This is a genomic window from Rhodococcus sp. HNM0569 (assembly GCF_012726205.1).
Classification (GTDB): Bacteria; Actinomycetota; Actinomycetes; order Mycobacteriales; family Mycobacteriaceae; genus Rhodococcus_F.
In genome coordinates this window covers 190,388-204,152 of record NZ_JAASAE010000005.1, presented here as the reverse complement: position 1 = coordinate 204,152, position 13,765 = coordinate 190,388, and the positions used below count along the sequence as shown (strand labels likewise).

12 protein-coding genes are annotated in these 13,765 nt (G+C 68.4%); all 12 read right to left on the bottom strand.

Features of this window, described 5'->3' with window-relative positions; translation table 11 throughout:
- Window positions 1-18 precede the first annotated feature (18 nt).
- The 12 genes from HCA44_RS20760 to lgt all read right to left on the bottom strand — a co-directional run bounded on the left by HCA44_RS20760 (window position 19) and on the right by lgt (window position 13,757).
- Complete coding sequence (locus HCA44_RS20760) at window positions 19-504, bottom strand: hypothetical protein (protein ID WP_206037907.1); 486 nt, start codon at window positions 502-504, stop codon at window positions 19-21.
- A gap of 261 nt (window positions 505-765) precedes the next feature.
- Window positions 766-2,460, bottom strand: a complete 1,695-nt coding sequence (locus tag HCA44_RS09435; protein ID WP_169648294.1) for a 3-ketosteroid-delta-1-dehydrogenase — start codon at window positions 2,458-2,460, stop codon at window positions 766-768.
- Window positions 2,461-2,629: 169 nt separating this feature from the next.
- On the bottom strand, window positions 2,630-3,580 hold the full coding sequence (locus HCA44_RS09430; RefSeq protein ID WP_169648293.1) for an alpha/beta hydrolase: 951 nt from the start codon (window positions 3,578-3,580) through the stop codon (window positions 2,630-2,632).
- Window positions 3,577-5,202, bottom strand: a complete 1,626-nt coding sequence (locus tag HCA44_RS09425; RefSeq protein WP_169648292.1) for an NAD(P)/FAD-dependent oxidoreductase — start codon at window positions 5,200-5,202, stop codon at window positions 3,577-3,579. The genes HCA44_RS09430 and HCA44_RS09425 overlap by 4 nt, the downstream gene beginning before the upstream one ends.
- A gap of 157 nt (window positions 5,203-5,359) precedes the next feature.
- On the bottom strand, window positions 5,360-6,592 hold the full coding sequence (locus tag HCA44_RS09420) for a hypothetical protein (RefSeq protein ID WP_169648291.1): 1,233 nt from the start codon (window positions 6,590-6,592) through the stop codon (window positions 5,360-5,362).
- A gap of 4 nt (window positions 6,593-6,596) precedes the next feature.
- Window positions 6,597-7,139, bottom strand: coding sequence for a nuclear transport factor 2 family protein (locus HCA44_RS09415; RefSeq protein ID WP_169648290.1), 543 nt, complete (start codon window positions 7,137-7,139; stop codon window positions 6,597-6,599).
- An 89-nt stretch (window positions 7,140-7,228) separates the two neighbouring features.
- Entirely contained in the window at window positions 7,229-8,614 is a 1,386-nt protein-coding gene (locus tag HCA44_RS09410; RefSeq protein ID WP_169648289.1) for a cytochrome P450, read from the bottom strand.
- A gap of 37 nt (window positions 8,615-8,651) precedes the next feature.
- The gene (locus HCA44_RS09405) at window positions 8,652-9,236 is read right to left on the bottom strand and encodes a TetR/AcrR family transcriptional regulator (RefSeq protein WP_169648288.1); all 585 of its coding nucleotides are present in this window, start codon (window positions 9,234-9,236) and stop codon (window positions 8,652-8,654) included.
- 161 nt (window positions 9,237-9,397) lie between these two features.
- Window positions 9,398-10,309 carry an acyl-CoA thioesterase II gene (locus tag HCA44_RS09400; protein WP_169648287.1) on the bottom strand — a complete coding sequence of 304 codons (912 nt, stop codon included), beginning with the start codon at window positions 10,307-10,309 and terminating at the stop codon, window positions 9,398-9,400.
- Window position 10,310: 1 nt separating this feature from the next.
- The gene (gene pyk / locus HCA44_RS09395) at window positions 10,311-11,729 is read right to left on the bottom strand and encodes a pyruvate kinase (RefSeq protein WP_169648286.1); all 1,419 of its coding nucleotides are present in this window, start codon (window positions 11,727-11,729) and stop codon (window positions 10,311-10,313) included.
- Between the two features lie 145 nt (window positions 11,730-11,874).
- Window positions 11,875-12,726, bottom strand: a complete 852-nt coding sequence (locus HCA44_RS09390; protein WP_169648285.1) for an NINE protein — start codon at window positions 12,724-12,726, stop codon at window positions 11,875-11,877.
- Window positions 12,723-13,757 (bottom strand): prolipoprotein diacylglyceryl transferase, encoded by a 1,035-nt coding sequence (gene lgt / locus HCA44_RS09385; protein WP_169648284.1) that lies wholly within the window; start codon window positions 13,755-13,757, stop codon window positions 12,723-12,725. Before lgt ends, HCA44_RS09390 begins: the two co-directional genes overlap by 4 nt.
- Window positions 13,758-13,765 lie beyond the last annotated feature (8 nt).

The following is a 13,765-nucleotide window of genomic DNA, read 5'->3' as shown; positions in this document are numbered from 1 at the left end:
GTCCCTCTCCGAACTTGACTAGAGAGACGGACGGCGGCCACGTTGGCGAATCGTCCCGCCAGAAGTGACGACCGCAGAGCGCACCGTCTCGTCACCGACACCCAACTTGGCAGCGACCTCTTCGAGCGTCATGCCCTTCTCGTACAGCCGCGCAGCTTCTCGACGCCCACGTTCATCCAGACCACGACGACGCACCGCGACACCTGCCTGTGCAGCGAGCCGATGCACAGTCGTGCGATGTACCCCGAACCGCCGCACCAGCTCATCGACCGGCACTCCCTTGGCATACTCCTCGGCCAGCGCGGCGCGATTCGGGACACTCAAACGGGTTTGAGGACGAGGCGAATTCTCCGCGACCGGGCCGCGTACATCCTCGATAGGCTCACGCTCAGGACGCGACACCGAGCGCCGCGTTCCCCGCAGAACCCGGCGAATCAGCGTCATGAGGGGCTTGCGCGGGTTTGAGAACCACCCAGCGAGGTGCACCAGCACATCCCAGTTCACAGCGCTTTTCTGCGCCGGATTCGCGCCGCGACCTGTGTGTCGGACGCCATGCGTCTCCAGGCTGCCGGGCGGCGATCATCGTGCCCGAAGATTCGACCGGCGTGGCACCGCACGGCCGCCGCCCTACCAGTGACGAATGCGCATCCGGTCAGCCGTGGGACGAGTCCTGCCGCGCACCAGCGTGAGGACCTACAGTACGGCGGCGCGAGGGACTGGCACGGGTGAGTGCCAGTCCCTCGCCGCCGTCAGCGTACGGAGTCGTCAGGCAGGCAGCCGTCCCGCCGCGTGCTGGGCCGCGATGTAGCCGTAGACGAGGCCCTGCCCGATCGTCGCGCCCGCACCCGGGTACCGGTTGCCGAAGGCGTTGCCCGCGGTGTTGCCGATCGCGTAGAGGCCGTCGATCGCCGAACCGTCCTCCCGCAGGACGCGGGCGCGGTCGTCGGCCCGCAGGCCGCCGCACGTGCCGAGGTCGCTCAGCACCATCTTGACGGCGTAGAGCGTGCCCTTTTCGAGCGGACGCAGGTTCGGGTTCGGGGTGATCGTCGGATCGCCGTAGTAGCGGTCGTACGCGCTGCGTCCGCGGCCGAAGTCGTGGTCGTTGCCCAGTTCGGCCATCGAGTCGAAGCGCTCGACCGTCTCGACGAAGGCATCCTCCGGAACGCCGATCGCGCGCGCGAGGCTCGCGACGTCGGTCGCCTTGTGCGCGATCCCGTCGCGGTACCACCGGCCGGGCAGTTCCTGACGGGGGAAGATGCCGCCGCCGAACAGGTAGCTGTTGCGGTAGCGCTGGTCGAACACGAGCCACATCTCGTCGACCGGGTCGCCGTTGCGTTCACGCTGCAGGATCGTCTGACCGAAGGTCATGTAGTCGGTGGCTTCGTTGACGAAGCGACGGCCCGACTGGTCGACGACGAACGATCCGGGCAACGCACGCTCGGCGAGCAGGACCGCGGGCTGACCGCCCTCGGGCGCCGCGACGGCCGGGAACCACCACGCCTGGTCCATCGACACGAGCGCGGCCCCGAGGTCCTGGCCGAGCTTGATCGCGTCGCCGGTGTTGTGGTTCGCGCCGAGGCTGGCGTGTTCGCCGAGCCGCTCCGACTGGAACTTGCGCCGCATCTCCATGTCGTGGTCGAAGCCACCTGCCGCGAGCACGACACCCTTGCGGGCCTCGATCCGCTTCTCCTTGCCCTCGTGCCGCACGACGGCGCCGGCGACACGTCCGCCCTCGTCGACGAGCGACACCAGCGGGCTCTCGGTCCAGATCGGGATGCCCGCGCGCACCGCCCCGGCGAACAGCGCCGCGGCGAGCGCCTGGCCGCCCGCGACGTACTCACGCTTGAACGCGAGCCCACCGAGGCCGGTCGCGAGCGCCTTGAGCGCACGCGGGAACGAGCGCAGCGGTGTACGCGCGATGAGATTGAACCACTTGTAGTCGGCGCCGGTGACCGGCATGGGCAGCGACGCCTTCATGAGCCCGGGACGCAGTCGTGCCCGCTCGGCGCCGAGCACCGACACGTCGAACGGCTTGCACTCGCACGAGCGGCCGACAGCGGAACCGCCGGGCAGTTCGGGGTGATAGTCCGAGTAGCCGGAGGCCCAGAAGAATTTCGCGGGCGTCTTGCGGGCGAGCATCTCGACCGTCGCCGCACCGTGGTCGACGTACGCCTCACGGCGCTCGGCAGGCGCGCTGTCGCCGACGACCGACTGCAGGTACAGGCGCGCCTCGTCCTCGGTGTCGTCCGGAACCGACTTGCGCAGCACCGGATTCGACGGCACCCAGAATGCACCACCGGAACGCGCGGTCGACCCGCCCACATGCTCGGCCTTCTCGACGACGAGCACGCTCAGACCGGCGTCGTGCGCGGCGAGCGCGGCCGACAGCCCGGTGCCCGACCCGATCACCAGTAGATCGACCACCACGTCGGGTGACGTCGCCCCGTTCGACTCGGTCATGTCCACACCTCATTTCTCGTGTCACTGCATCCGCAGCGGTACTCGTTCGGTCGCCGCACGGCAGACCGGTGCGACGCTCGCGTCGATGATCGACCGAACCGGGCCGCGCGCGTCGCGTCGTGCCCGCTCACCGGGACAACGGGACCGTCGCGCCCCGGCTCGGCGCACGTCACGCGAGCGCGTCACGCATCATCTGCCAGATCTTCTCGCGCGCAGGCACGGCTGCCGCGAGCACGGGAAACGCGAGGAATCCGTGGAACAGGCCGTCGCAGCGGTGCACCCGCACGTCCCCGCCCGCGTCCGAAAGCAGCGCGGCGTAGCGTTCGCCACCGTCGCGCAGCGGGTCGAGCTCGGCGGTGACGACGACGGCACGCGGCAGGCCGCCGAGGTCGGCGGCCTTGGTCGGGACCACATACGGGTCGTCACTGCCTCCCGGCGCGTAGTGGCTCCAGTACCACCGCATCGCGGCCTCGGTGTTGTAGTAGCCGGTGCCGTACTCGCGGTACGAGCCGGTGTCGAAGTCGTCGTCGATCACCGGGTAGAGCAGGAACTGGGCAGCCACGGCCGGTCCGCCGCGGTCGCGTGCGGCGAGCGACACGGTGGCGGCGAGATTGCCGCCCGCGCTGTCCCCCGCGACGGCGACGCGGTCCGCGCGGCCGCCGAGCGCGTCGACGTTCTCGTGCACCCACACGAGGGCCGCGTACACGTCCTCCATCGCGGCCGGACCACGGTGCTCGGGCGCGAGCCGGTAGTCCACCGACACGACGACGGCATCGACCTGGTCGGCGATCGACCGGCACGTCTCGTCGTGGCTGTCGAGATCGCAGAACACGAAGCCGCCGCCGTGCGCGAACACGACGACCGGCATCCGCTCGCGCTCGCTGTGCGGGCGGTAGATGCGGACCGGGACGGCGCCTCCCGGCCCGTCGATCGTGAAGTCTTCCACCGAGCGCATCGCGGGCTCGCTGCCGACGCCGCCGCGACGGGACCGGATCATCTCGCGCAGCGCTGCCGGCTCGAACGCCGTGACGTCGGGAAAGCCCGCCTCGAGCGCCGCGAGCATGTTCTCGACCTCGGGGTCGAGGTCGACGCGTCGGCTACCGGAGTGCGATGTGCTCATGCCCTCTCCCGCCCCGCCGGGTCGATGCCGGCGAACTCGAATCCCTTGTACCCCGCGTCGGCGATCTCGTCGCACATGCGGGAGTAGTTGCCGAAGCCGCCGATGTACGGCATGAACACACGTGGCTTGCCTGGCACATTCGCGCCCATGTACCACGAGTTCGCTTGTGGAAACAGCGTTGCCGACGCACGCTCGTTGCACTCGTCGACCCAGGCGTCGACCGCATCCTCGGTCGCCTCGATGGTCTGCGCACCCAGCGCATCCATGTGGTCGAGCACACCGGCGACCCAGTCGACATGCTGTTCGGCGGCGAGCACCATGTTCGCGAGCACGCTCGGACTGCCGGGACCGGTGAGGACGAACATGTTCGGGAAGCCGTGCACGCCGAGCCCGAGGTAGGTGCGCGGGCCCGCCGACCAGGCATCGGCGAGCTGTTCGCCGCGACGCCCGCGGATGTCGATGCGCGCGAGGGCACCCGTCATCGCGTCGAAACCCGTGGCGAAGACGATCACGTCGAGATCGAGATGCCCGGCGGTGGTCTCGATGCCTGCGGCGTCGATCTGCACGATCGGAGTCGCAGGCAGGTCGACGAGCGAGACATTGTCGCGGTTGAACGACTCGTAGTAGCCGGAGTCGGTGACGATGCGCTTGGTGCCGATCGGGTGATCTTTCGGGATCAGCGTGTCCGCGACCACCGGATCGTCCACCAGCGCGCGGATCTTCGCCTCCGCGTACTCGCGGGCGGTGTCGTTGGCGCCACGATTCGCCGTCTGGTCCGGGAACGCCTTGCCGAACAGCACTCCCCCGCGCTGCCACCACTCGTCGTACACACGGGTGCGCTCGGCCGCGTCGACCTCGAGAGCGCCCTTCGGGTACGGCGTGAACGGCGACCCTCCACCGCTGAGCCGCGAAAGCCGCCTGCGTTCTGCGTACTCCGCCTTCGTACGGGCGATCTCGTCGGCGGTGAGCGGCCGATTGCCTGCAGGGATCGAGTAGTTGGCGCTGCGCTGCAACACGTGCACGTGCTCGGCCTGCTCCGCGATGAGGGGAGTCGACTGGATTCCCGACGAACCCGTCCCGATCACGGCAACCCGCTTGCCCTCGAAGGACACACCGCCGTGCGGCCACGCACCCGTGTGGTACGACTCGCCACGGAAGTCGTCGCGGCCGGGGATGTCCGGAACATTCGTCGCGGACAGGCACCCGGTCGCGAAGACGCAGAAGCGCGCGGTGACCGACACCCCGCGGTCGGTGGTGACCGTCCAGAGCGCGCCGTCCTCGTCGAATACCGCCGCCGTGACCCGCGTGTCGAACTCGAAGGCCGACGCGAGGTCGAACCGCTCTGCGACGTGCTCGAGGTACCGCAGGATCTCGGGCTGCGTCGCGAAGCGCTCGCTCCACGTCCACTCCTGCTGCAATTCGTCGGAGAACGAGTACGAGTAGTCGACGCTCTCGACATCGCACCGAGCGCCGGGGTACCGGTTGTGGAACCAGGTGCCGCCGACGCCGGACGCCGACTCGTAGCCGTGCACCCGCATGCCGCGCGCACGCAGCCTGTGCACCGCATACAGTCCTGCCACCCCGGCCCCGACGACGACGACGTCGTAGTCACACGTGCTCACTGTTCACATCCTCACCTCGAGCGAGCGGCACCATCCCCGCCGGGGAGTGCCGCGAACAGCCCGAAGAACCGGGCACAACAAGGCTGTCAACTGGGCACCATGCACGTCACCGGCCCCTCCCGCTGTCCGGGAGAGGCCGGTGAGGGCTGGGCCGGCGTCAGTGCACCGGAGTGATCGAGAGCGGGATACCGCGATTCTCGAACTGGAAGCCGGCACCCGTGGAGAAGCGCGCGACCGCGACCTCACCCGGCTCGTCCGCGGGCGCACCGCGCCCGACCGTCACGACCAGCTCGCCGTCGTGCTCGCGCGCGGACACGTCCGACCAGGTGGGATCGACGCCGACGAATGCGGCACGCAGCGGTGCCAGTTCGTCGACCCCCAGGAAGGCGAGCCACTCCCCGTCCTGGACCGCGTCGCCGCCCAGCGGGACCGTGACGGTGACGCGCTCGCCGTCACGGTCGACGCGCACCCCGGTGTACTGCGTGGGCGTGAGCAGCGGGTGCAGTCGCAGTACCTGTTCGAGGGCGGCCGCGTCGCCGCCGAGATCCAGTGCGTGGCGCAGACGTTCGGACGTCAGCCCCGCGATGCCCGTCATCTGTTTGACGACGACGCCCGACACCAGTTCGGCGGACCGTTCGCGGACCGACCACACGAAACCGAGCGCCAGGAGGTGATGTTGCAGCGCAGTCTCCTCCGCGATGCGCACGAGCGCCGAGTGCGACCACTCGTCCCATCGGACGTCGGCGAGCAGCGGACCGGAGTAGTCGCTGCGCCCTTCGTCGGACGGATCGACCTCCGAGAGAACGGTTTTCGCTGCGCGCGTCGTCTGCATCCGTTCGGCCGCGGCGGGTAACGGAAGCTCGTCACGGTCGGGTTCGATCGTGACGGTCCATTCACAGTGCGGATGCCGGTCCGCCGGAGTACGCGGCGGCCGGTGCACCGGACGGATCCGGGCGCGGCGATTCGTCGCGATCGCGGTCGCATCGAAGGTCGGATCCTCGATGTCGTGGCACATCGCCTGCACGTACTCCTCGCCCATCGGCTCGACGTCGATCAGCGCGCCGCAATGGTCCAGGTGGAACGAGCCGTGGTATTTGTCGTCGATCGAGTAGCGGAAGTCCATGAACTGCGGGGGCGCGCCGATGTCGAACTGCAGGCATTTGAACATGTCCTCCACGCCGTCGCCGTCCACGCCGAGCATCGACCGCATACGCGACGTGTAGACCGGACTCGCGGCCATCCACTCTTCGATCGCGACCTCTGTCATGGTCTCGCGGCCGAACGCGCCGATCACATGGGCCATGCCGCTTCGATCGATCAGCTGACCCGCGAGCAGCAGTTCGGGCACGAGGGCGGCGAGCTGCGCTCGCTCGAGTTGCCGATAGCTCACGGCGTCACCACAGTTCCACGGGGGCGGTGCCGACCTTGTACCACCCGGGCAGCTCCGCACCCGACTTGGCGATGCGTGCCTGCATGCCGTCCGAGAGCGCGTCGTCGGTGATCATCTCGAGGAACAGCGCGGACACATTCCCGAAGTCGAAGAAGTCGCGCTGCCAACCGAATTGGAAGTCGCCCGCATACTTGAACCAGCTGCCGCCGATGCCGTGTACGCCGTACCGCGAGCCGTCGGCGCGGCTGCGTTCGTTGATCTGCTTCCACAGTCCGATCATGTCGCCCGTGGTGTCGTCGATGACCCACGCCTGGTACGGATACGTCCAGCCTTCGAGGCCCTGCATCTCCTGCCCGAGCGCGAGTTCGCGGATCTCGTCGCGCCCCACTGCCATGAAATCCTGTTGTGGACCGTAGTTCCAGCCGTACGTCGCGTCGGGCGTGTAGAAGTCGGCGAGCGGCTTCCAGTCACCTGCCTTCTCGCACTCCACGTTGGCGGCGACCCAACGTTCCTTCATCTCTTCGAGTTCACTTCTGTCGAACGACATCGTGTTGCACCGGCCTTCCGTCGAGTGAGACCTACCATCTGGGTGAAACTGTCGAGAATCTGCTGGGCGAAACAGCTACTGGGCAGCCATCAGCGCGCGGACGCACGCCTGCGATAGCGGACGCGGCACGGCTGCTGGAGCTGGACGACCATCTTCGAGTGGTCGTTGCGATACGAGTCGGCGGGCTGCGCCATCTCGAAGTCGTAGTTCTGGAAGAGCACCGAGAAGATGGCTTTGAGCTGCATCATGGCGAACTGGGCGCCGACGCAACGATGCCTGCCCGCGCCGAACGGAATCCACGTCCAGCGGTTCGCCAGATCCTCCTGACGCGGCTCGAAATACCGGTCGGGGTCGAAGGTGTCGGGCTCGGGAAAATCCTCGGGCAAGCGATTGGAGACCGCGGGCGACACCGCGACGGACTGCCCCGCCCGAATATCGACGTCGCCGATCGTGAAGTCGTTCTGTACGACCCGCATCAGAATGATCAGCGGCGGATGCATCCGCAGGGTCTCCTTGAGCGACGACTCGAGCTTCGGAATCTGCCGCATCGCGGCGAAGCTGTACTCGGGCCTGCCGTCGCCCTTGTCGGTGTAGAGCTCGTCGAGCTCGTCGTAGACCTGCTTCATGTAGTCGGGATGGCGCAACAGCTCGATCAGATTCCACGCCGCGGTGCCGGACGTCGTGTGATGACCCGCGAACATCATCGAGATGAAGATGCCGGTCACCGTGTCGGGCGAGAATCGCAGGTTGCCGTCGTCGTCGCGGATCGACACGAGGACGTCGAGCAGGTCGCGTTGACTGTCGTCGGTGGGCGGCGACGCGACGCGACGGTCCATGACCCCGCTGATGAACTCGACGAGTTCGGCGCGCGCGGAGTCGCGACGTCGGAAACTCTCGATGTCGGCGTGCGCGTCGACGTACGCGAGCGGGTCGGTGCCCTTCTCCAGTTCGTGGTACAGGTGCGCGATGTGCGCGTCGAGCTCTTCCCGGAAACGCGGGCCGATGAGGCACGCGGACGACGTGTAGAGGGTGAGCTCGGCGAAGAACTCGAGCAGATCGATCTCGCCCTCGTCGCCCCAGTTCGCGATGATGCGCTCGACCTCGTTCGGAATCGTGACCGCGTGCTGCTTCATGTGCGCGCCCTTGAGTGCTTGGTTGTGCAGCATCTCGGCGCGCCGTTCGGGACTCGCGTCGAACACGACGCCCTCGCCGAACACGGGCGTCATGAACGGGTACGCCGCGGCCTGGTCGAGATCGTCCTCGGGAGCTCGGAAGAACTCCTCGTTGGCCGACGCGCCGGACACCAGCACCACCTCGCGGTCGGCCAACTGGAAGATGCCCGCGTCGCCGCATTCCGCGCGTACGCGCCGGAACAAGCCGATGGGGTCGGTCGCCATCTCGTCGAGATGACCGTGCTCGCCTTCACCACCGGACACTCTGCGCGGCGTGGTCGCCGCGTCGTTCACCGCTGTCATCGATCGACTCCTCTCGAACACGGTCGGGTCGGGCGCGTCAGCCGTCGAGCAACCGGGTCGCGGCGGCCACGAGCCGATCCGCGATGTGGGCGTACGTTTCGTAGCCCATCCCGGCACGCACGAGGGCGCCCGAATAGAGCATTTCGAGGGCTTCGACGAGTTCGTCGTCGCTCTCGGACGGAGATGTGCCCAGCGCCTGTACGACACGCGAGCGGATGAACCCGCCGACCCGCAGCCGCAGATGTGCGACGTCGGGATCGGCTCCCAGCAAGGCTGAGGTGACGGCACCGGCGAGCTGCCCCTCGTCCTCGACGAGCAACGCGAGTTGACGCAGGACCGTCGTGACCCGGGTGAGCCGGTCGGCCTCCGGATCGGGTTCGTGCACGCCGTCGACGAGCTTGCGCCAGAACAGCTCCGCGACGAGATGACTCTTGGAGCTGAAGTAGGTGTAGGCCGTCGCAGGCGCGACGCCGGCCCGCTTGGCGACGAGCCGGACCGTGAGGCCGTCGAAGCCCGACTCGTCGAGCACCTCCGCGGCCGCGGCCGTCAGCTTGCCGACGGTCTCGGCCTGCTGCGGAGTGAGCCTGCGGCGGGTTGCTTCTTCGAACACGGGGCTGGACATGGCGACGACCATAGCGCATGACTGTACTCACGTCCAGACAGGTGTCCAGTCGACGGTGCAGCCAGGTGGGCGGGCGCACCTACCGACGCGAATGCGCCGGTTTCGACGAGCGAAACCGGCGCATTCGTGCGACCAGCTGCGCAGTAGTGAGGTACGGGCCGTCAGCGACGTGCCGGGAAGTGCCGGATGACACCTTCCTGGACGACGCTCGCGAGCAACCGACCGTCGGTGGAGAAGTACCGGCCCGTCGCGAGCCCTCGCGAGCCTGCCGCGACGGGCGACTCGGTCGAGTACAGCGCCCAGTCGTCGAACCGGAACGGGCGGTGGAACCACAGCGAATGGTTGACCGTGGCCGCCACGATGCGATCGAAGCCCCAGGACAAGCCGTGCGTCGTGATGATCGAGTCCAGGACCGTGGTGTCGGACGAATACGCGAGCGTCGCGGCGTGCACCAGCGGGTCGTCGGGCAGCGCACCGTCGGCCTTCATCCACACTCGATTGTGTTCGAGCGTGCCGCCGGACTGCTTGAGGATCCACGCCGGGTCGTTCGCATAGCGCATGTCGATCGGCTTGAGCGCCTTGCTGAACATCTCGAGCTTGTCCTCGTAGCCCGCGAGATGGTCGCCGATGCGCGGCAACGACTCCGCTTCCGGGACGTCCGGCGGCGTGACCGAGTGCTCGAGACCCTTGCCGAAGTCCTGGAACGCCACCAGCATCACGCACAGCTCCGCGCCGCCCTGCATGGCGGTGACCTGGCGATTCGCGAACGCTCGGCCGTCGCGATGCCGGTCGACGTGGTACTCGACGGGAGCCTTGACGTCGCCGCCCCGCACGAAGTGCGCGTTGAGCGCGTGCACCGGGCGGCCGTCGCCCACCGTGCGGCCGGCTGCGATCAGCCCCTGCGACACCAGTTGGCCGCCGAACGTGCGGCTGCCGACCTGCTCCGGATGCTCGCCGACGAACACGTCGGGCTGCCGCTCGTCGAGGTCCAACAGCCGAAGCAGCGTGTCGAGATCGCTCGTGCGACCACCGGCCCCGTGGTCGACGGTCTCGTCCGTGGACGCCCCGCCCACGTCAGTGGTCCTCTTCGCCGATCCGGTGCACGTGGATCAGGTTCGTGGACCCGACCGTGCCCGGAGGCGAACCCGCGACGATCACGACGAGGTCGCCGCGCGTGTACCGGCCGAGGGTCAGCAGCGCGTGGTCGACCTGGCGGACCATCTCGTCGGTCGAACCGACCGGTGACACCAGGAAGGTCTCGGTACCCCACGTCAGCGCGAGCTGACTGCGCACCTCGGGGAGCGGCGTGAACGCCAGCAACGGCAGCGGGGTGTGCAGGCGCGCGAGCCTGCGCACCGTGTCGCCCGACTGTGTGAACGCGACGAGCGCCTTCGCGTCGAGCCGCTCGCCGATGTCGCGCGCCGCATACGAGATGACGCCCCGCTTGGTGCGCGGCACGTGCGTGAGGGGCGGCACGCGTGTGGAATCGGTCTCGACGGCCTCGACGATGCGGGCCATGGTGCGGACCGTCTCCATCGGATACTTGCCGACCGACGTCTCCCCCGACAGCATGACCGCATCCGCGCCGTCGAGCACCGCGTTCGCGACGTCCGACGCCTCGGCGCGGGTGGGCCGTGAGTTCTCGATCATCGACTCGAGCATCTGCGTCGCGACGATGACGGGCTTCGCATTCTCGCGGGCGATCTGGATCGCTCGCTTCTGCACGAGCGGAACCTGCTCGAGCGGAAGCTCGACACCGAGATCGCCACGCGCGACCATCACCGCGTCGAAGGCAAGGACGATGGCCTCCAGATTGTCTACGGCTTCGGGCTTTTCGAGCTTTGCGATGATCGGGACACGGCGGTCGACGCGGTCCATGACCTCGTGCACGAGTTCCACGTCGGCGGGCGAGCGCACGAACGACAATGCGATGAAGTCGACACCGAGGCGCAATGCGAACTCGAGATCGACGAGGTCCTTCTCGGAGAGCGCGGGCACCGACACGTTCATGCCGGGCAGCGAAAGCCCTTTGTTGTTGCTGACCGGGCCGCCCTCGGTGACTCGGCACACGACGTCGTTGCCCTCGATCTCGGTGACGACCAGACCGACCTTGCCGTCGTCGACGAGCAGCCGGTCGCCCGGGCTCGCGTCTTGCGCGAGGTGCTGGTACGTGGTGGACACACGGTCGTGTGTGCCCTCGACGTCGTCGGTGGTGATGCGCACGACCTCGCCCGCCGCCCACGTCGTCTTGCCCTCGACGAACCGGCCGAGCCGGATCTTCGGGCCCTGAAGATCGGCGAGGATGCCGACGGCCTTACCCGCGGCATCGGACGCGGCGCGCACCCGCGTGTAATTCTCTTCGTGATCCTTGTGTTCGCCGTGGCTGAAGTTGAGCCGGGCGACGTCCATTCCGCTGTCGACGAGTTCTCGGATGCGGTCCCCTGTCGCGGTCGCAGGGCCGAGCGTACATACGATCTTCGTCCGTCGATTCACACGTCGAGACTAGTCGTCCGGCCGTGCCAACTCCATTTACCGGACGGTAGGGCGGTTCGGTGCTCGGCCGTCGATCGCAGCACCTCCGCTCACCCCTGTGAGCACTCGACGAGTCCGGGTACGCCGGTTTCGCGCACGAGTCCGGTCAGCCCCGCAGCGGCCGCCCGGAGCTGTCGCGGACGCTGCCCGAGAACATCATGATCGCGTCGACGAGATTCCAGATCCAGATGACGGGCACCACGACGAATCCCACGAGCAGGAGCATCAGCGCGTAACCGAGGAACATCAACAGCAACTGCGCGAGGCCGGTGCCCGTGTGGCCGAGATACAGCCGGCCGACACCGCAGACGCCGACGAAACTCGGCAACAGTTGCAGCAGTCCGGCCGCGCTCTTGCTCTTGTCGGACAGCGGCTCGCCCGTCATCGGGTCGCGGCCGTACGGCGCCGACGGATCGGTGGACCAGCCACCCCCCTGATAAGCCCCTGCGGGGTACGCCTGCGGCCCCGTGTACGGCTGCTGTGCGTACGACTGTTGTCCCGGGTACGGCTGCTGTGGATAGGAAGTCTGCGGGTAAGGCTGCTCTGGCTGCCGCGCGTCGGGCGCCCCCGATGCGCCACCGCTCCACCCGGCCTGCGTGCCCTCCCGGTAGTCCGAGCTGTAGTCGGGATCGGGGGTGCCGTAGGTGGGGCCGTCGGCCGCGGGCGGCGGCAGTTGCCCCGCGGACTCGCTCGGTGCTGGATAGGTCGGGGTGTTGCCCCAGCCCGGCCCGTTGCCCACGCCCGCGTACGTGTCCCAGCCAGGTCCGGTACCCGTCGAGCCGGGAGCAGGCGTCGCGTCCGGCTCGGTCGGCGCCTGCGACAGCGACGCCTCGGCGGTGGCGTCGTAGTCGAACGGTTCGCCGAAATCGGGCGCCGCGTCGCCGCCGGACGCTCCGGCCTCGGAGTTCTGCTCGTCCCGGGGTGATTTCCCGGGATCGGTTTTGTCGGACTCGCTCATGATCCGTCGTCCTTCCGGCCACCGTCGTGGGGGCCGTCCGATTCTCGTGCGGCGTCTTCACCGGCACGGTCGCCCGCAGGCACCGCGGCACCGGCGTCGTCCGACTCCGTGTCGGCCGTCCCGCCGGATGCCTGTCCCTCGGGTGCAGGGCCGGCCGGCCGCTTCGACGCCAACTCGGCGGGATCTTCCCGCCCCTTCCTGGCTACCACCACATACACGATCGCCGCGACACACACGATCGCCGACGTGAAGGAATTGACCCGGATACCCGCGATGTGACTCGCGTGATCCGTACGCATCAGCTCGATGACGAACCGACCGACGCAGTAGGCCGCGACGTACAGCGCGAACAGCCGACCGTGGCCGATGCGGAAGCGGCGGTCGATCACCACCAGCGCGACGACGACCACGACCGCCCACAACGCTTCGTACAGGAAGGTGGGATGCACGACCGCGACGACGTCGCCGGTGGACGTGCCGTCGACCAGGTTTGGGCCGACCTGCCCCGCGTCGTTGCGGCGGTCGAAGATCTCGAGCCCCCACGGCACTGTGGTCTCGCGGCCGTACAGCTCCTGGTTGAAGTAGTTGCCGACCCGGCCGATCGCCTGCGCGAGCAGGATGGGCGGTGCAACTGCGTCGCCGAATGCCGGCAGCGGGATGCCACGGCGCCTGCAGCCGATCCACGCCCCGACACCGCCGAGGGCCACGGCACCCCAGATACCGAGGCCGCCCTGCCACACCTTCAGCGCGTCGAGCGGATGCCCGCCCTCGCCGAAGTACGTGGGCCAGTCGGTCATGACGTGGTACAGCCGGCCGCCGACGAGACCGAACGGCACCGCCCAGATGGCGATGTCGAGCACGGTGCCCTTGTCGCCACCGCGCGCGACCCACCGCCGGTCGCCCCACACGATGGCGACGACGATGCCGACGATGATGCACAGCGCGTACGCGCGCAGAGCCACCGGGCCGAGATACCACACCCCCTGCGGCGGGCTGGGGATGTAGGCGAGCAGTTGCGTGTGCGAAGTCACGTCACCGG